18 protein-coding genes and 1 tRNA gene are annotated in these 15,858 nt (G+C 57.2%); 9 read left to right on the plus strand and 10 right to left on the minus strand.

The genetic code is table 11. The features are described from left to right. Window positions 1-47 precede the first annotated feature (47 nt). Window positions 48-1,244, minus strand: coding sequence for a multidrug effflux MFS transporter (locus tag ACFFP0_RS08635; RefSeq protein WP_377259057.1), 1,197 nt, complete (start codon window positions 1,242-1,244; stop codon window positions 48-50). 250 nt (window positions 1,245-1,494) lie between these two features. Continuing rightward, the gene (locus tag ACFFP0_RS08640) at window positions 1,495-2,247 is read right to left on the minus strand and encodes an SDR family NAD(P)-dependent oxidoreductase (RefSeq protein WP_377259060.1); all 753 of its coding nucleotides are present in this window, start codon (window positions 2,245-2,247) and stop codon (window positions 1,495-1,497) included. 248 nt (window positions 2,248-2,495) lie between these two features. Between ACFFP0_RS08640 and ACFFP0_RS08645 the strand changes: the two genes are divergently transcribed. Continuing rightward, window positions 2,496-2,900: a MarR family winged helix-turn-helix transcriptional regulator gene (locus ACFFP0_RS08645; RefSeq protein WP_377259063.1), complete on the plus strand. Its 405-nt coding sequence runs from the start codon at window positions 2,496-2,498 to the stop codon at window positions 2,898-2,900. Between the two features lie 236 nt (window positions 2,901-3,136). Further along, window positions 3,137-4,036: a LysR substrate-binding domain-containing protein gene (locus tag ACFFP0_RS08650; protein WP_377259066.1), complete on the plus strand. Its 900-nt coding sequence runs from the start codon at window positions 3,137-3,139 to the stop codon at window positions 4,034-4,036. A gap of 19 nt (window positions 4,037-4,055) precedes the next feature. Here ACFFP0_RS08650 and ACFFP0_RS08655 read toward each other — a convergent pair whose 3' ends face one another. The 3 genes from ACFFP0_RS08655 to ACFFP0_RS08665 all read right to left on the minus strand — a co-directional run bounded on the left by ACFFP0_RS08655 (window position 4,056) and on the right by ACFFP0_RS08665 (window position 5,892). Next, on the minus strand, window positions 4,056-4,631 hold the full coding sequence (locus ACFFP0_RS08655; protein ID WP_377259069.1) for a nucleotidyltransferase family protein: 576 nt from the start codon (window positions 4,629-4,631) through the stop codon (window positions 4,056-4,058). A 140-nt stretch (window positions 4,632-4,771) separates the two neighbouring features. Next, the gene (locus ACFFP0_RS08660) at window positions 4,772-5,326 is read right to left on the minus strand and encodes a GNAT family N-acetyltransferase (RefSeq protein ID WP_377259072.1); all 555 of its coding nucleotides are present in this window, start codon (window positions 5,324-5,326) and stop codon (window positions 4,772-4,774) included. Between the two features lie 140 nt (window positions 5,327-5,466). Then, window positions 5,467-5,892, minus strand: coding sequence for a GNAT family N-acetyltransferase (locus tag ACFFP0_RS08665; protein ID WP_377259075.1), 426 nt, complete (start codon window positions 5,890-5,892; stop codon window positions 5,467-5,469). Between the two features lie 426 nt (window positions 5,893-6,318). On the opposite strand from ACFFP0_RS08665, the gene ACFFP0_RS08670 reads away from it, so the two are divergent. From ACFFP0_RS08670 to ACFFP0_RS08680, 3 genes are all read left to right on the plus strand, one after another. Next, entirely contained in the window at window positions 6,319-6,666 is a 348-nt protein-coding gene (locus tag ACFFP0_RS08670) for a hypothetical protein (RefSeq protein WP_377259078.1), read from the plus strand. Window positions 6,667-7,512: 846 nt separating this feature from the next. Continuing rightward, window positions 7,513-8,331 (plus strand): alpha/beta fold hydrolase, encoded by an 819-nt coding sequence (locus tag ACFFP0_RS08675; RefSeq protein WP_377259081.1) that lies wholly within the window; start codon window positions 7,513-7,515, stop codon window positions 8,329-8,331. A gap of 71 nt (window positions 8,332-8,402) precedes the next feature. Beyond that, complete coding sequence (locus ACFFP0_RS08680) at window positions 8,403-8,684, plus strand: HU family DNA-binding protein (protein ID WP_377259084.1); 282 nt, start codon at window positions 8,403-8,405, stop codon at window positions 8,682-8,684. A 110-nt stretch (window positions 8,685-8,794) separates the two neighbouring features. Here ACFFP0_RS08680 and ACFFP0_RS08685 read toward each other — a convergent pair whose 3' ends face one another. The 4 genes from ACFFP0_RS08685 to ACFFP0_RS08700 all read right to left on the minus strand — a co-directional run bounded on the left by ACFFP0_RS08685 (window position 8,795) and on the right by ACFFP0_RS08700 (window position 12,489). Next, a complete protein-coding gene (locus ACFFP0_RS08685; protein ID WP_377259087.1) occupies window positions 8,795-9,241 on the minus strand; it encodes a hypothetical protein in 447 nt (148 codons plus the stop codon). A gap of 27 nt (window positions 9,242-9,268) precedes the next feature. Beyond that, window positions 9,269-9,643 carry a DUF2958 domain-containing protein gene (locus ACFFP0_RS08690; protein WP_377259090.1) on the minus strand — a complete coding sequence of 125 codons (375 nt, stop codon included), beginning with the start codon at window positions 9,641-9,643 and terminating at the stop codon, window positions 9,269-9,271. Then, window positions 9,640-9,996, minus strand: a complete 357-nt coding sequence (locus tag ACFFP0_RS08695; protein WP_377259093.1) for a hypothetical protein — start codon at window positions 9,994-9,996, stop codon at window positions 9,640-9,642. The genes ACFFP0_RS08690 and ACFFP0_RS08695 overlap by 4 nt, the downstream gene beginning before the upstream one ends. A 123-nt stretch (window positions 9,997-10,119) precedes the next feature. Further along, window positions 10,120-12,489, minus strand: coding sequence for a ParB/RepB/Spo0J family partition protein (locus tag ACFFP0_RS08700; protein WP_377259096.1), 2,370 nt, complete (start codon window positions 12,487-12,489; stop codon window positions 10,120-10,122). A 475-nt stretch (window positions 12,490-12,964) separates the two neighbouring features. Here ACFFP0_RS08700 and ACFFP0_RS08705 point away from each other — a divergent pair, with 475 nt between their 5' ends. The 4 genes from ACFFP0_RS08705 to ACFFP0_RS08720 all read left to right on the plus strand — a co-directional run bounded on the left by ACFFP0_RS08705 (window position 12,965) and on the right by ACFFP0_RS08720 (window position 15,677). Beyond that, entirely contained in the window at window positions 12,965-13,174 is a 210-nt protein-coding gene (locus tag ACFFP0_RS08705) for a hypothetical protein (RefSeq protein WP_377259099.1), read from the plus strand. 95 nt (window positions 13,175-13,269) lie between these two features. After that, on the plus strand, window positions 13,270-13,593 hold the full coding sequence (locus ACFFP0_RS08710; RefSeq protein ID WP_377259102.1) for a type II toxin-antitoxin system HigB family toxin: 324 nt from the start codon (window positions 13,270-13,272) through the stop codon (window positions 13,591-13,593). Next, window positions 13,583-13,963: a helix-turn-helix domain-containing protein gene (locus ACFFP0_RS08715; protein ID WP_377259105.1), complete on the plus strand. Its 381-nt coding sequence runs from the start codon at window positions 13,583-13,585 to the stop codon at window positions 13,961-13,963. The genes ACFFP0_RS08710 and ACFFP0_RS08715 overlap by 11 nt, the downstream gene beginning before the upstream one ends. 16 nt (window positions 13,964-13,979) lie before the next feature. Further along, entirely contained in the window at window positions 13,980-15,677 is a 1,698-nt protein-coding gene (locus tag ACFFP0_RS08720; RefSeq protein WP_377259117.1) for a recombinase family protein, read from the plus strand. Here ACFFP0_RS08720 and ACFFP0_RS08725 read toward each other — a convergent pair. Then, window positions 15,634-15,710: transfer RNA gene (locus tag ACFFP0_RS08725), tRNA-Met, on the minus strand. The genes ACFFP0_RS08720 and ACFFP0_RS08725 overlap by 44 nt on opposite strands. Between the last annotated feature and the right edge of the window lie 148 nt (window positions 15,711-15,858).

Consider the following 15,858-nt stretch of genomic DNA (forward strand, 5'->3'; position numbering starts at 1 on the left):
GCACAGTATACCTGTTCCTTGGCCCGATGGGCGAAGCCTCGCTGAATTCATGATTTCAGAGATAATACATTTGCGGCCTTAGGTACACAAAACGCGCAGACCAACCCCGCTGCCGAGCAGAACAGCATAATCCCCAGAAGCGCATGGACGCCGCCTGCCGTAACAACGCTTCCCGTCGCGGTCGTCAAAGCCGCACCACCGAATACGGTCAATGCACCCGAAAGCCCGGACGCGCTGCCAGCGAGGACAGGTTTGACAGACAGAGCACCCGCTGTTGCACTTGGCATGGTCAGCCCGTTCCCGATCCCAACGAATGCCGTGGAGCCGAACAAGAAGCCGGCGTGTTCTGCACCTGCCGCGAAGGACAGAATACCGAGCAGCAGAGCGGCGCACGCGACAATGCGGCCAACCAGCATCATCGTTGCCAGGGAATAGTTTTTTGCATGGCGGCTTGAGAGAAAGCTGCCAAAGAAGAACCCGACCGTTATCGTTCCGATGCATAGGCCGAGCACGACTGGCGACATCGTAAAATGTGTCGTTGCAACGAGTGGCACGCCCGCCAAAAATGCATAGAATGCTCCGGTCGAGAACATGCCACACAGGGCATACCCCCAGAACGGTCCCGAGCGCAACAACTCTGGATACATTCGGAACTGCTGCAAGATTGAGCCAGTCGGTGCTCGGTTCGTTTCTCCCAGATCGAACCAACATAAAGACAGGATGGCGCTTCCAAGAACAGCGAACGCAATGAAATTGGCTCTCCAGCCGAAAATTTCATCGAGCGCACCACCAAACAGTGGCCCGAGCATGGGCGCTATGGCCATAGCCATGCTGATATGGCCTAGCATACTCGCCGCCTCACGCTCGCCAACCGTATCGCGAACAACAGCGCGTGACAGGGCCATGCCGGAAATCACAGCCCCTTGCAAAACGCGAAACGCAAGAAAAATCCATATATCGGAGGCTATCGCGCAAGCTATGGAGGCAACGACAAAAATGCCCAAGCTGGCCAAGATTACTGGCCGTCGTCCATAACGGTCTGACAGAGGCCCAATAATCAGTTGCAGGAATGCCGTGATCGCCAGATAGCCGGCGATCGAAAAGCTGACCAAAGCATAGTCGGTTCCGAAATCCTGAGCCATGTGAGGCAGGGATGGCAGGAACATATTGAGCGAAAGAAGCGAGAGCGCGGTCAGCAGAACCAGTGTCGTCAGTTTTGGCGGTCGACTGGCAAACACGGCCATGGAAATGTCCTGCCCTGATGGGTTCCCCGGCGATGATCACCCCGTGAGGGCGACAATTGCCGCGCGGGAATGTTGGCGGAAAGCGGCTCTTGGTGGACCGCCATCATCGAGACGATGGCCTCGGTCGAAAGCAGAAAATGTAGCCGAGCTATGAACACACGAAATGAGATTTGCCGCGGATTTTAGCCTGCTCCTGTTCAAACCTATCGGAGTGACGCCCGCTTTTGTAGTCACTGCGTTGATCCAGTTGCTAACGCGCCAGATGGGCGCCACCATTGACGGGTATGACTTGTCCCGTGATGTGACCCGCACCTATTGAAGCAAGAAAAGCTACTGTCGCCACGACATCGTCCGTTTGGCCAGCCCGTTTTGTGAATGTTGCCTCGATAAGGGATGTTCGGCGCTCGTCGGTAAGCTTGCCATGAAAAAACTCGGTGCTCTCGATTAGTCCCGGCGCAACAACATTTGCCGTAATCCGCCGCGGTCCAAGTGATCGGGCGATATCACCGGTCCACGCTTCGATCGCAGCTTTTGCCGCTCCATATGAACCACCTCCTCCGGTGCGGCCTGCAATCGATCCGATTGTAACGATGCGCGCGTTGTCGACAAGGCGCTCCTTCAGAGCTTCCGTAACCAGAACAGCCGACAACACATTGGAATCAAAATTTGCACGCCAGCGTTTGGCGATGTCGGTCAATAGGCTGGTTGGCCCTTCTGCGGCGTCCACTTGTGTCGCATCCGAACGGGAAAGATCGGTATTGCCGCCTGCGCAATTGACCACAACATCGATACTGCCGGGCAGTTTGGAAAGAGCTTTCGCGACCGCATCGGCATCCGAGGCGTCAAAAGCCACGGCCGTTGCTCCAAGCTCGGACGCAACATCCGAGAGCAGGCCGGCACGTCTTCCTGTGATGACGACGGTTGCTCCTTCGGTAGCGAAATGAACGGCGCATGCACGTCCGATGCCCGAACCCCCGCCGGTAACCACCACAGTCCGAGACATGTTTTCCCCGCCCTTCGAACAAATCTGATGACATGAATATTATTTAGGTCTAAACATTACTCATGTCAAACGGTCATCCGGAACACAAAGCTCCCCGACACTCGCCGTCATACGAGCAGAACGACGAGGCTGACATCATCCAACGAGAATGGGCGCTTGCCCGGCCGGATCTGCCGGTCCGGTCAATCGGCGTGATTACCCGTATTTGGCACATTGCGAAGCTACTCTCCGACGATAGGCGCCACACGATGAAGCATCTGGGCATGGAGCCGGCGATCCGCGATCTTCTGGCGAACTTACTGCGCTCCGGACCACCGTACCGGCTTCGGGTGAGCGAACTCGCTCTTCGATGCCGCGTCAGCAAAGGCGCCGTTACCCAGCGTGTCGCACGAGCCGAGGCCGCCGGTTTGGTGAAGAGCATGAGCCTGCGCGGGACAGTCACAAACGAAATTGACGGTGTCGTTGGTATGCCAGTAAATGATCAGCGTGCCGTTTGGATCGAACTTACATCCCAAGGCAAAGAACTGGTTGAGATAACCGTTGAAGCACTTCTTAACCATGAGGATGCACTCGTTGCTGACCTCGGCGATGAAAAGATTGCGGCGCTAGCGGATTCCTTGCGTGAGCTTCTCAGCCTTCTCGAAAAGCGGTGATCTAATTGATGCCGCACATCCTTGCAGGAATTAGGCGCTCCGATCCTCGCTTGACCTGGCAGCAAGATTGGATTTCTCCTCATCCCTTGACTGAAAAGTCAGGACGCGAATGGTCTCCCAGATTACGTCAAATATACCAATGACCATAACGATAACTCCTTCACCGCTATTCGACGCCACTTGCGTCACCGCTTCAAACGACCTTATCGTTTCGTTCAAATGACTTGAGGTTATCCATGAAGCGTGGTCGCCTGCCGTTAACGGCTCTTCGCAGTTTTGAGGTTGCTGGCCGCTTGCAAAGCTTTACGCTTGCGGCGGAAGAGCTGCATATCTCACAGGCGGCGATCAGCCGACAGGTACGCGAACTGGAACGCCGGTTAGGAAAGGCATTGTTCGAAAGGCGTCACCGTCAGGTCTCGCTCACGTCTGATGGCGAGGTGTTGCTCGCGCTTCTGACGAAGGCTTTCGACGATGTTTCGGCTCTGCTCGACATTATTGGCGGACAAAGCACCTCGGAAACACTGACAGTGAGCGCAGAGCCTTCTTTCGCTTCGGCATGGCTGGTGCGCAACCTTTCGGCGTTCCGGAAAGAACAGCCGGATATCGACGTCGTGTTGGAAGCGGATTCCCGACTGACAGAGTTCAGGACGGATCAGGCGGTTCTCGCTGTTCGTCACAGTGCACACAAAACCGCATGGCCCAGGGTCGAAAGCCAACGATTGGTGGCATCGAATATGATCCCTGTCGTCGCGCCAGGTCTGATGGGCACACCCTGCATCGGCCCTTCGGAATTGCTGCAATTCCCCCTGCTGCATGAGGAAAGTCGTGACTTATGGCAGAGCTGGTTTGCCGCGGCTGGTATTGATACATCGATCAAAAAAGGAACTGTCTATACTGACGGTGGCCTCGTCCTCCAGGCCGCTCTCCAAGGCGAGGGCGTGGCTCTGCTTGACGACTTTTTTGTGCAGCGTGATCTGGAAGCGGGAACGCTTGTTCAGCCGTTCAATCTCTCAATCTCCCATGGGGCCTATTGGCTGGTCGCCAGAAATTTCTCGGAACTTCCAAAATCTGCGACTGTGTTTGTAAAATGGCTGGTCGGAAATTTTAGTGACGTGCAGACAGACGGTCAAAGTTAAAAAAGCAGCCTGCCACCTCTCACTCATCCCATGGAATGACCGTCAGATCTGGCCAGCGGCTGAGCCACTTTGAAACTTTTGCCTCGAATATTTCACGGGTGATCTGCCTTCTGTTTGCCCTGACCGTTCCGCTGAGGAGGTCATCAAGGCCGAAAGGTGCGTAGACCTCTGGCAGATCCGTTGACTTACGAATACCCACTGCTGTCGCGGTCGTTGGAAAAGTATCGATCGCCTCCTTCATGGAACGGTAGGGAGCAATTCCATAACCGAATTTCTCCTCGTACCACACATGAACACGCGCTTCGTTTTTTACGTCAATCCAGACAGGCAGATGCGCAAACATCATCCGGATGCGCTCGCCGTGTTGTTGTTCACGTTCGGCCGAGATGTCGTCGGCGTCGAAGTACACAAGATCCAGATCGGAAATGGCATATTCGGGTGGGAAGCCGAACCGCTTGTTCCACGCGGTCTGCGCCAGACAGCCGGCAACCAGCCAGCATTCGGGGAGATCCAGTCGATCCCATTCTCCCCAGACTGCATGGACCAGAGGATTCGATAACACCACCACCTCAAACTCTTTCGTATTCGATGACAATTTTCTTGCCTTTCCGGTCAACAAGCTGAGCTTAATTCATCGTTATGCCGTCAGGACTTCACCGAGAGCGATGAAATCTGCGCATTTTTCGGGTCAGTTCTTTCGTAAACGGTTATTTCCCCACACAGTGCCGGTTGAGATCAGGTCTTCCGGCTGGTTTGATCATTAATTTTGTAAAGTAGCACTTCTGCAGAAGGCCACTGGTATCGCAGCAACTCAACCGCAGGATTTCCCGACCGCTCGACAACCCGCTTTTCAATGACGGTGCCATCAAGTTTTTCGTACACGTCAACTGCATTCGTGTTTTCGGCGAATGCTAGCAAATGAACTGGCATTCTTCGCCGCGTGCTATCGAAGGCTCCGATTGCGTGGCTTAGAAGCGATTTCGCCACGCCACGCCTCTGGTATTCGTGCGTCACGTATAGATTATGCAGGTAGGTTCCGTGCTCCTTCTCTTCATTGAAAGCAAAGCAGCAGAACCCTGCAATTTCCGAAGAGCTAAGAGCGACAAAGATGAGTTGGTTGCAGTTGGGGCCCGCGAACCGTTTCTCCCAAAGTTCCTGCTTTTCATAGGGAAGTTCGTTCTCCAGATAATGTCGTGGCAGGATATTGGCATAGGTGCTTTTGCTCATCGCCACATGAAGATTGATAATCATTTGCTTATCCGAGGCCAACGCCGGGCGATATTTCAGCATGAAAATGTTATCCGTCCTGTTGCAAGAGGGCCGCTTAAATATGGCAGGCACGATGTGTTCTGAGCGCAGACGCGGCGACATAATTCCGGCATTATGGAGCAAGTGCCACAAGGTCTCCATCGCTCTTCATGAGCGAAATCTTATAAAATGATTTTCGAGAGCAGAGGGCTTTGCCGGGCGGCATCGATGAGTTGCCAGCCGAGTTTCTCATAGAATGAGACCGCATCTTGCGCAGCATATACGTTTAGCTGCCTTATTCCTTTCGTAGCGGCAAATCGCTCCAAATCATCCATCATGGCTCTGCCGATGCCCCTTCTTTGGTATTGGGGTAGGACGGCAACAAGCCGCACGGTGCCGATGGTAGCGGCTTCACTCATAGTGTCCAAGCGAGTTGTGCCGACAGGCTTTTCGCCGAGATTGAAGAGAAGTGGGAAGTGCCCTTCGCGGTACTCGTCTGGATGTGTTTCATCGTAATCGTACCGACCGCGCAGTTCGTAGAGAACGCGGCGACGAATGGAGTGGTAGGCCTTCCAGCTATCGTCGTCTTGAACCTGTATGAGCTGCATCGTCAGAAGATTTCTCCCAGTTCACGTCCCAAGTTCAGTCTCGCAGAGCTATGATCGGGCATCAACATCACAAGCCTGCCACGGAGAGCGTTGACGCCTTTTTAACTTTCTCTCAATCAGTTGCCTTGATCGTGATCGACTTCTGCCGATCCTTCAGGTATCTCTCTTCCGATGTTCAGATCGATACGAATAGAGCGCTGACCTTTTGCTTCCGTCTTTTGACGGAGCTGTCCCGCCTGTGTCCCGCATATCGCACGGAAATCTGAACATGCTCCAGAAGCGAATTCCCATCCTGAAGCCGAACTCATACGACCCCTTCTCCGCTGGAGACCGGAGGTTCGAAATACGACCGTTGCGCCTGCACTGACCCGAAAGAAGGCTTCGGACAGCATCCACTTCTGCGTCCGGATGGTGTACAGTGTCCCGATGGAGAAATATCTCATCCAGGAGGATGGATTGCTAACGGTTCTACGCTGGCTTCAACATTTATCTTTAAATGGTCGAAACGAGCAAGATGAACGCGCTCCACGCCTCGTCGAAAAGGGTTTATCAGATAATTGTGAAGCTCACTGTAGTTGTGAGAATCCAGGAAAAAACCGTTGGGACTGTTCTTACCGTGCCGACAACGAGTTGCACGTTCGTTGTGAAATCCATCAATCCTGCTCGAATGACAGATTGACCATTTCGCGTCAGTACCTCAGCCAGCTCATCAGCAAAGACAGCCTTGCCCGCGCCATCGACAGCAACGATTATTCGTTTGTCTCGTCATTATAGCGATCGCGAAAACGCTACTCAAACTTGAGGAGGTCGATCTTCAATTGAACGTGGAATATCAATCCAACAAACGAATGAGGCGTCGTTAATATAGCACACAGGTAACCAGACCTCACATCGTCCAAACCAACGTTCAGTTCTTCTTCAATCTCGCTGAGCGCTGAATGAAAAAGATCATTTGCGTTGGCTATCGGCCGCAATTCCCTCGCGTGAGGGGAAAAGCTCGAACCCGTCCATTTCGGCAGTTCGTCCGATATTTCGGGTTGTGCAGCCTGACTGAGTACCAGCGAGCCGGTGCAGACCGAAGTAACGAGACGCGCTATTTTCGCCTGTCCCCGGACGAAGTCGAGCGTCTCCCGTCGGTCAGAAACGGATTTACGCCGCCGCCCGGCACGGTCGAATTGGGAGTGAGCCCACAGTCCAGTCGGGGCACGCACACGCAGGTGGATTTCCAGACAAAATCCACCTGCGTATCCCGGGCAGATGCGAATACCTCGTAGGGACTTGTTAGATCGAGTTGCTGAACACCAACTGCCGCTGCGGTATCGACGACCGCTTGCAAGTACGGATTTGGCCCGCCACAAACGATGCAGTGGGTATTCCTTCGCAAATTGGGGGGGCGGACCGAAAGAGTGGTAGAACAGGTTCTGCAGTTGGTTGGGTGGATCACCTCAAATTGCTCGACGTGCGCACGATAAAGCTCCCCCATATTATACTTTCAGCGATCTGTTGGGTAAGTCACATGGAACGGTCATCGCGAGGCTGGCGCGGCATCGCTTGCAATAATCTCGTGAAGATGCTGTCTGAAGCACACTCCGGATTACAGACTGAACCTGGAAGACAAACATGAGCGAGCAGACTTTTGTCGACATTTCACACGGACGTATCGCGGTCAGCGACGTCAACGGGAGCAAAACTCCCCTTTTGATGCTGCACTGCAATTCCGGCTGCAAGGAGATGTTCCTGTTTCAGACACAGGCACTGACCGGAACAAGGCGGCTGGTGTCGCTGGACCTGCCAGGCCATGGTGCATCGTCCGATGCAATCGATCCTCGACGCACTTATTGCTTTGGCGGTTATGCTGAAGCGGTCGCCGAAGTACTCACAAAGCTTGAGATCGACAAGGTCGCTATTCTCGGGCATTCGCTCGGCGGGCATATTGCACTGGATCTGACTGCGAGACTAGGCAACGTTTCAGGCGTGATGATCTTCGGAACGCCACCCATCCCACCGGGACCTGAAGGCGCGCAACTTGGCTTCCTTCCCCATCCTGAGATGGCGTATACGGGCAACCCTACACTTACGGACGAACAGATCGAAGGCGTGGTAACCATGGCACTGGGACCGGGAGCCGAGCGCGACCTGTTCTACACGTCAGCCGTTCGTCGAACTGATGGTCGCGCCCGGCAGTTCATGGTCGAGGCAGTCATGGCGGGAACGCAGCTCGATCAGCGGGAACTGGTCGCGACCTCAAGCGTCCCTTTGGCGATTGTGAACGGTGCCGACGATCCGGTCATTAATCTCGACTATATCGACTCGCTAAGGTATCGCGATCTTTGGACGAGGCGCCCGTTGCGTCTCGCCAATGCCGGTCACGGACCTCACTGGCAGCAACACCATATCTTCAACGAAATGCTGCAGAGTTTCCTCAATTCGCTCGACTGACCCAATCGATGACGACGCCAATCGCCGCATGCGCTAAAATGATGCCCCGAATCAACGAGGGAAGATAATCCATGGCTGTTAGTACGAACGATCTGGCAGATAGCCTTGCCGAAGTACATAAGCTGACCAAATCCCAGGCCAAGGCCATTGTCGAAGATGTCCTGAAGGGCATTTCGCAAGCTGCTGCCAAGGGTGAAGAAGTGTCGCTGAACGGTTTCGGTAAGTTCAAGGTGCAGGACAAGCCCGCACGCGACGGCCGCAATCCTTCGACCGGCGAGACGATCAAGATCGCGGCGTCCAAGAAGCTTGTCTTTCAGCCCGCCAAGGCGCTGAAAGAAGCCGTCAACGGCTGACGGTCAGGATTACTGGGCGAGATGCCGCGTCAATGGCGCGGCACTTGCAATGCCAGGATTGCTGATGCGGCGAGCTTCGTTGCCGAGATTCCCGAAAATCAATCCAGTCTTTACGGTCCTTCACGCAAACGCGCCAGCGCCGACAGGCCGACGAATGCGCCGCCAATGAGGGAAAAGATTTTCCGCCAGACTTCGGACGGAACCGCCTCGCGGGCGACACCATGCACCAGAGCGAAGCCCGCAATAGCAGCAGGAACTGCGAATAACAGTGCGATAGCCAAACGCAATCCTGGTGAGCGCAGCGTGGCATGGAGATAGGCAAGGAAGCCGTAAGCCCCCACACCCGCGAACAGGCCGACGATGCCAGCGCCGATATAGCCGGCTCCGGTCGCGAAGGCGAAGCGGGTTGCCATGACGGCGAAGAAGAACGGCACGGCATAGGTCGCCAGCATATAGGCGAGAGAACACATGGCGATGACCACCACGACGGACAATGTGACGAACACAATCATTTCCGGGTCTCCCTTCCGGTTCTGCGCATCGATCCACTCCGGCACATCAGGGTCCGACGCCGGAGCGTTGCGTCATGTGACGATTGTTCCAGCGTGTCGGGCCATTCTGGCATAATGGCTGAGCCGATATTCGGGCTTGAAATGCAGGTCGCGTTCGACCGGCAGGCCAAGCCCGCCGCGAACCTCCTCGATCTCGGACAGCATGGCATAGCCAAGTTCCGGACTGCCAAAGCCAAGGTCCATCAAGCCGAATAGCCGCATGTTCCCATCCGGTTCCTCGTGTGCTTCGGTTATCAGCCATGTAGCAGAACCGTCCGGCGTGAACAGCTTCACGACAGGGCGTGGGTCGAAATCCTCGTGTTCCTCGCTGGCACGGCCATTGGCGATCAGTGCAGCGCGAAGATCGTCAGGGATCAGGGTTTCGGTGCGGGCAAATCGTCGGGTCATGACGCCATTTCCTCCGGTTCGGCCCAGAGCTCGGCATCCCCGTTGACCCGGAAGCGGGCGCGGAAGGTGACGATGGCCGCATCCTGCCGTTCCAGCATGCGGGTGAGCGCGTCGATTTCGCCGCGCCGTCCGAAGCGAAGCGCGGCGGCAGCCTCGTGATAATGGCGCTCGTCGGCGGGGGTCCATGTGGAGGTCGAACGGCCATACTGGCGGGTCTTGACGCGGGCGGTGACGGTCATGCGCTCGGCGCGCTTTTCGATCTGGCGTTCAACGATGGCGAGGTGATTGCGGGTTTCCTCCCGCGCCCTGACCATGCGGGCCAGCATTACCCGCTGCTCGGCATAGGTGTTCATTGTCGTGGTTCCTGTGATCTGGTCGAGGTTCCCGGCCGCGCCGATTGCGGCGCGGCCGGAAACTGTCCTCGGTGCGATGGGGAAAGAGGCCGGAGCCGCAAGGGTGGCTCCGGCCATGGCCGTTCACTCGGCGGCTTCGTGGAAGACCGCGCCATCTTCGGCGTCTGCCGCATCCAGGCCGGTTGCCTCCCCTTCCGGTCCAGCCGGCCCCTCTGCTGCGGGTGCATTGGGGTCCGTCACCTGATCCTCGGCAGATATGGCTTCCGGCTCGGCAAACTCTTCCGCTTCAGTCGCGGTAGGTTCCGGTGCTTCCGCAAAAGCTTTGGCTTCCGCCTCTGCCTGCTGCGGAGCGTCCAGCCATGCGGGCCGCTCGGTGCGCAGCAACGGCGGGAGCCATCCGGTTCCGGAAAGAAGGTTTTCGGCGTCTTCCGCCATCTCCTGCTTCTTCTTGCCCGAAAGCCGTTCCGCCACCTCGTCGCCAAGGGCTTCGCCTACGGCGGCGAGAATGTGCGCTTTGGTCACGCGGCCAAGGTAGGTGCTGACGGCCGGCGTCCAATGCTGGCTCATGTCCAGCGCAAGCGCGGTCGCCAGTTTGTCGGCGGTCGCATGGGCGCGGCGCTTGTGATGCTCCCAAGGCAGTTTCAGGGCATTGACCGTCAGCGATGCGCAATGCGCAAACAGCGCCATGACGCTCACGGGGTCCAGACCGGCAATGAAGGCCCAGAGGTCCGCCACGTTCTGCGGCATGTCGGAAGCCCATCCCGCGTGACGATCCGCCAGCATCTTCGCCGCCGCCGTATCCGCGATACCGTCCGCGTGTCCGCCAAGCTGTACACTGGTCGGGCGGATTTCAAGGGCGTGGGCATTGACGTCACGATAGAAGGTCTGCGCGGCCAGCGCATGGGTGACGGCGATCAAGGCAATTTCCGGCTGCTCGCCAAGCGCAAGACGAAGGCCAAGCGTCCGGTGCGCGGTCAGGTCGCGGGTGAGAATATCGGAAACCGGCTGGCCCGCGTCTCCTTCCGGTTCCTCGTCGTCGCTATCAGGGTCCGGGGCGATCCCGTCTTCGATGACTTCGCCGTCCGCATTGATGCGAACGCCATCAATGACGGTTTCGACGCTCGCGTTCTCGTCTTCTTCCGGTTCCGGCTCGGGTGCCTCGTCTTCCGGGCGGATAAAGCCGCGTTCGATGCGGGCGGTTCCGTCATGGTTGAGGCATATGAAGACGCCACCGCGCGCAAGCTCGTCGGGGTCGTATACTTGCCTCTTGCCGTCCAGCCGCGCCATTTCCGCTTCAAGCTCCATGAAGCGGGCTTCGTCTTCCGGGGCATATTCGTCAACGCTGCCCAATTCTTCCGCCAGCCGTTCATGTTCCTCCTGCGCGGCGGCATAGGCGGCTTCATCTTCATCCGAAAGCCCGACCGGCTCCGGGTAAACGCGGCGCAAGCCGTGGGAGTAAGGGAAATCCATATAGGCTTCCACCCACTTCCAACCTTCCGCCTGAATGTCGGCGGCGACGCTTTCCAGCTTTTCGAGAACAAGGCGATCAAGCAACGCGGGATCGTCATAGTAGCCGCCGCGATCTTCGGTAAACAGGTCACGGATGATCGTGCCGCCCGCTTCCGTGTAGGCTTCCGCGCCGACGAAGATAGCGCGCCGCTCCGTGGCCGGTACATTGCTCGCGGTCAGTTCGCGACGGATGATCCGTGCTTCCCTGTTATAGTGCAGGTTCTCGAAAACCTCTTCCTGCCGCGCGTGGTCGTCGATAATGGCGAAAGCCTGCAACTGCTCGAGGTTCAAGCCGCCTTCGCGGTAAATCTGCATCAACTTCGGGCTGACCGCGCCGAGCTTGAGGCGCTGCCTCACCACATGCTCACTCACGCCGAAGCGGACGGCGATATCAGCCGCGCTCCATCCGCGATCCTGCGAAAGTTGAAGGAAGGCTTCGACCATATCGGCATTCGAGAGGTCCGAACGCGTCACGTTCTCGTCAAGGCTGATCTCGAAAGGGTCGTTCGCCGTATCTATGACGCAACGGATCAGCTCGGTCTTCCTGATTTCCTTGCGCTTCGCCCGCAACATCTGCGCCAGCCTGCGGCCTTCGCCGATAGTGACGAAATAGAAACCGGTCGCCTTACCGTCGACGCCAAGTTCCGGCTCCACCACAAGGTTTTGTAGGATGCCCTTGGCGGCGATGCTTGCCGCATAGGTCTCCACCGTTTCCTCACTATGAGGGGTTTTCCTCGCGTTTCGGGGCGACCGCTTGAGCTTGTTGAGGGGAATGAAGATTTCCCTGCCGGTCACGGCTTCCGCTGCGGGTTCTGCCGCAACGCTTACCGCCTCCGCAACGGTTTCGGGAGCCGGTTCTGGCGCGGGCAATCCCGCCACCACGTCCGCCGCGATTTCTCCGACGCTGTGGATTTCCACATCCGCCGCCGCATTCTCGACCGTCTCAACAGTGACGGCCTTCGTCTTCTTTGCAGTCCTTGCCATTGTTCCAATCCTTTCTCCGTAAATGCCGGAGGCATGTCCCCGACATGCCTCCCGGGGGGGCGCGAGCCCTGGGGATGGGAGGGGACAAATGCCGGCGAGCATGGCCGGGCTGCGCGGCGAACGGGACGGGTTGGAAGAAGTGAAGCTGGTGATGATTGTGCGCCGTCCTGAGAAGCGGGCGGCCCTGCCATGTGCAGGCGGCGTTTGAGGGGAGAAAGGGGCAACGCCCCTTGGCTTCCCCTCATGATCGGCAAGGCTTCAGCCGTAGACGATCAGGACAAAGCGCGCGAAGCGCTCCTTACTTCTGTCGAGGCCGGCGGAACCGGCTGGCTTCCGCTTTCGGTCGCCGTTGAAACCATCCCTTTTGTAGGTCGGAGTATTCTCTTTGCCGCACAGAGCGGCTCCCCCTGTTTTCTTTCGGGGCTGATCGAGTCTCGATGGTTTCGCCAATACTCCGTTACAAGCCAGGAACGCCATGAAACCACAGCGCGAAAGGATCAGGATCGACGTCCTTCCTCCGTCCGACGCGTCGGAAGAGGAAGCGGTTCGGATGCGGATAGCCGATGAGGCGATCATGGCCCTCGCCCGCCTGATCGGCCGGCAGATGGCACGCGAGCAGTTTCAAAAGAAAATGGCGTTGGAGCGACGCTCGAATAAAGCCAGAAAGCAGACCATAGAGTCGTGAGCGATTACTTATCCCAGTCCCGGCACAAGTATAGCTTGCCGGGATATTTTCACATCACCATTGATCCCCGAATGGGATCATGATAGGGTTACTTCATGAGGATCATTGCCCGTCGAACCTTGCGGGAATTTGTCGAAAACCTCGCAGGGCAGAAAGATCAGCCGGCCGTAAAGGCGGCGCTTGATGCCTGGTTTGATGAAGTCAGCAAGGCGGAATGGGCAAGCTCCGCCGATGTGAAGCGACTTTACGCCACGGCGAGCATCGTCAGCGCCGAGCGCATCGTCTTCAACATCAAGGGCAATGATTATCGCCTCGTGGTGTCGACCGATTTCGAGAAAGGCATCGTCTGGATCAAATGGATCGGCTCGCACAAGGCATATGACAGGATCGATGTAACAGAGGTGAAGCATGGCGACTGACCTGAAACCCATTCGCACCGAAGCGGATTATGACGCAGCACTTGCCGAGGTCGAACGCCTGTGGGGAGCCAAAGGCGGCACACCGGACGGTGATCGCCTCGACGTGCTGGCCACGTTGATCGAGGTTTACGAAGCAAAGCATTATCCGATGGATCCGCCGGACCCGATCGAAGCGATCAAGTTCCGGATGGAGCAGCAGGGGTTGAGCCGCAAGGATCTCGAACCGATCTTTGGAACCCGTAACCGCACATCGGAAATCCTCAACCGCAGGCGTGGCCTGTCCATCGAGATGATCCGGCAATTGCATGATCGCCTTGGAATATCAGCCGATGTACTGATCCGGCCAAGCCGCCTCGAAAAGGCAGCCTGACGCAAAAGGACAGCCAATGACCCGCGTTGCGATCTACGCCCGCTATTCCTCCGACAATCAGAACGAAGCTTCGATCGAGGATCAGTTCCGTATTTGCCGTGATCAGGCGAAACGAGAGGGCTGGAAGGTCGTTGGTTGCTACAAGGATGCGGCGATTTCCGGCTCCACCGTGATCCTGCGGCCAGGCATCCAGATGCTCTTGCAGGACGCGCAAGCCGGCCAGTTCGACATTGTGCTTGCCGAGGCGCTGGACCGCATCAGCCGCGACCAGGCCGATACGGCCAACCTGTTCAAGCATCTCAAATTTGCCGGCGTGCCCATCATCACGTTGGCGGAAGGTGAGATTTCCGAACTGCATGTCGGCCTCAAGGGGACGATGAATGCGCTCTTCCTCAAAGACCTCGCCGACAAGACGCGGCGCGGCCTGCGCGGCCGCGTCGAGGATGGAAAGTCAGGCGGCGGCCTGTGTTACGGCTACAAGGTCGTGAAGCAGTTGGATGGAAAGGGCGAACTCGTTCGCGGCGACCGAGAGATCGATGAACGGCAAGCCGAGGTGGTTCGACGCATCCTCCGTGACTTTGCCGCCGGGATCGGGCCGCGGGCGATTGCCAGAACCCTGAATGAGGAAGGCATTCCCGGTCCCGATGGCAAGCTCTGGAACGATACGACGATCCGGGGCCACGCCAGCCGGGGAACCGGCATCCTCAACAACGAGCTTTATATCGGCAAGCTGATCTGGAACCGGCTCCGTTACGTCAAGAACCCGTCGACGGGCAAACGCGTTTCACGCCAGAACCCGGAAAGTGAATGGATCGTCACCGATGTACCACACCTGCGCATTGTCGATGATGAACTCTGGCAAGCCGTTCGGACACGGCAGGGTGAGATTTCGGAAAAATACGTCAATGTGACGGAGGCGGTACGCAAGCATCACACGAAGAACCGGCTCAACGGCACGCGCCGGCCGAAGTCGCTGCTTTCCGGTCTGATCTATTGCGGCGGCTGCGGCGGCCCCTACTCCCTGCGCGGCGCTGACCGCTTTGCCTGCTCGAAACATATCAGCAACGGCTCTTGCACGAACAGCCGGACGATCCCGCGCGAGGAGCTGGAGAACCGGGTGCTTGCGGGCCTCAAGGACCGGATGATGTCGCCGGAGGTGGCGTCCGAAGCGATGCGCGCCTATGCGGAAGAGACGAACCGACTGAATCGCGGACGCCGATCCAGTGCCGACGTCTGGCAGGCGGAGTTGGGAGCGGTTGGCAAGCAGATTAAGCAGATCGTCGATGCGATCGCCGATGGCATGTATCATCCTTCGATGAAAGAAAAGATGACCGGCCTGGAGGCACGCAAGGCCGAACTCACCGAATTGCTGACCGACATTCCGGCGGATCTTCCAGACCTTCTGCCGAGCGCTTCCGCGATCTACGCAAAGAAGGTCGCAAAACTGACGGAAGCGCTGAACAAGCCGGAGGAGCGTCTGCAAGCGGCGGAAGCCTTGAGGATGCTGATCGAGAAGATCGTGCTGACGCCGGGGCCGGAACGTGGCCAGATCGACGCGCTGCTGTATGGGGAATTGGGGACGATCCTGAAGTGGGTAGAGCGTCAAATCATTGGGAATGTTACAAAAAACAAAACTCCCGGAGCAGGGCTCACGGGAGTGTCGGTATCAGTGGTTGCGGGGGCAGGATTTGAACCTGCGGCCTTCAGGTTATGAGCCTGACGAGCTACCGGGCTGCTCCACCCCGCGCCAAGTGCAAAACCCTTTGGGCTTTGTCACGGCGGCATCACAGCGTATCTGTGATGCCCACTTCCGAGCAAATTGCCGAAGGCGATTTGTCTCGTGTTCCCATGGCACCAGATCGGTCCGTGCCTTGGTTCTGTCAGGGACGCACCGA

It is taken from the genome of Neorhizobium puerariae (genome assembly GCF_042429745.1).
GTDB classification, from domain to species: domain Bacteria; phylum Pseudomonadota; class Alphaproteobacteria; order Rhizobiales; family Rhizobiaceae; genus Neorhizobium; species Neorhizobium puerariae.

Bases quoted from the DNA above. Each gene is read 5' to 3' on its own strand.
- ACFFP0_RS08635 (WP_377259057.1), bottom strand. From the start codon at position 1,244: ATGGCCGTGTTTGCCAGTCGACCGCCAAAACTGACGACACTGGTTCTG.
- ACFFP0_RS08640 (WP_377259060.1), bottom strand. From the start codon at position 2,247: ATGTCTCGGACTGTGGTGGTTACCGGCGGGGGTTCGGGCATCGGACGT.
- ACFFP0_RS08645 (WP_377259063.1), top strand. From the start codon at position 2,496: ATGAAGCATCTGGGCATGGAGCCGGCGATCCGCGATCTTCTGGCGAAC.
- ACFFP0_RS08650 (WP_377259066.1), top strand. From the start codon at position 3,137: ATGAAGCGTGGTCGCCTGCCGTTAACGGCTCTTCGCAGTTTTGAGGTT.
- ACFFP0_RS08660 (WP_377259072.1), bottom strand. From the start codon at position 5,326: ATGCTGAAATATCGCCCGGCGTTGGCCTCGGATAAGCAAATGATTATC.
- ACFFP0_RS08665 (WP_377259075.1), bottom strand. From the start codon at position 5,892: ATGCAGCTCATACAGGTTCAAGACGACGATAGCTGGAAGGCCTACCAC.
- ACFFP0_RS08670 (WP_377259078.1), top strand. From the start codon at position 6,319: ATGGAGAAATATCTCATCCAGGAGGATGGATTGCTAACGGTTCTACGC.
- ACFFP0_RS08675 (WP_377259081.1), top strand. From the start codon at position 7,513: ATGAGCGAGCAGACTTTTGTCGACATTTCACACGGACGTATCGCGGTC.
- ACFFP0_RS08680 (WP_377259084.1), top strand. From the start codon at position 8,403: ATGGCTGTTAGTACGAACGATCTGGCAGATAGCCTTGCCGAAGTACAT.
- ACFFP0_RS08690 (WP_377259090.1), bottom strand. From the start codon at position 9,643: ATGACCCGACGATTTGCCCGCACCGAAACCCTGATCCCTGACGATCTT.
- ACFFP0_RS08695 (WP_377259093.1), bottom strand. From the start codon at position 9,996: ATGAACACCTATGCCGAGCAGCGGGTAATGCTGGCCCGCATGGTCAGG.
- ACFFP0_RS08700 (WP_377259096.1), bottom strand. From the start codon at position 12,489: ATGGCAAGGACTGCAAAGAAGACGAAGGCCGTCACTGTTGAGACGGTC.
- ACFFP0_RS08705 (WP_377259099.1), top strand. From the start codon at position 12,965: ATGAAACCACAGCGCGAAAGGATCAGGATCGACGTCCTTCCTCCGTCC.
- ACFFP0_RS08710 (WP_377259102.1), top strand. From the start codon at position 13,270: ATGAGGATCATTGCCCGTCGAACCTTGCGGGAATTTGTCGAAAACCTC.
- ACFFP0_RS08715 (WP_377259105.1), top strand. From the start codon at position 13,583: ATGGCGACTGACCTGAAACCCATTCGCACCGAAGCGGATTATGACGCA.
- ACFFP0_RS08720 (WP_377259117.1), top strand. From the start codon at position 13,980: ATGACCCGCGTTGCGATCTACGCCCGCTATTCCTCCGACAATCAGAAC.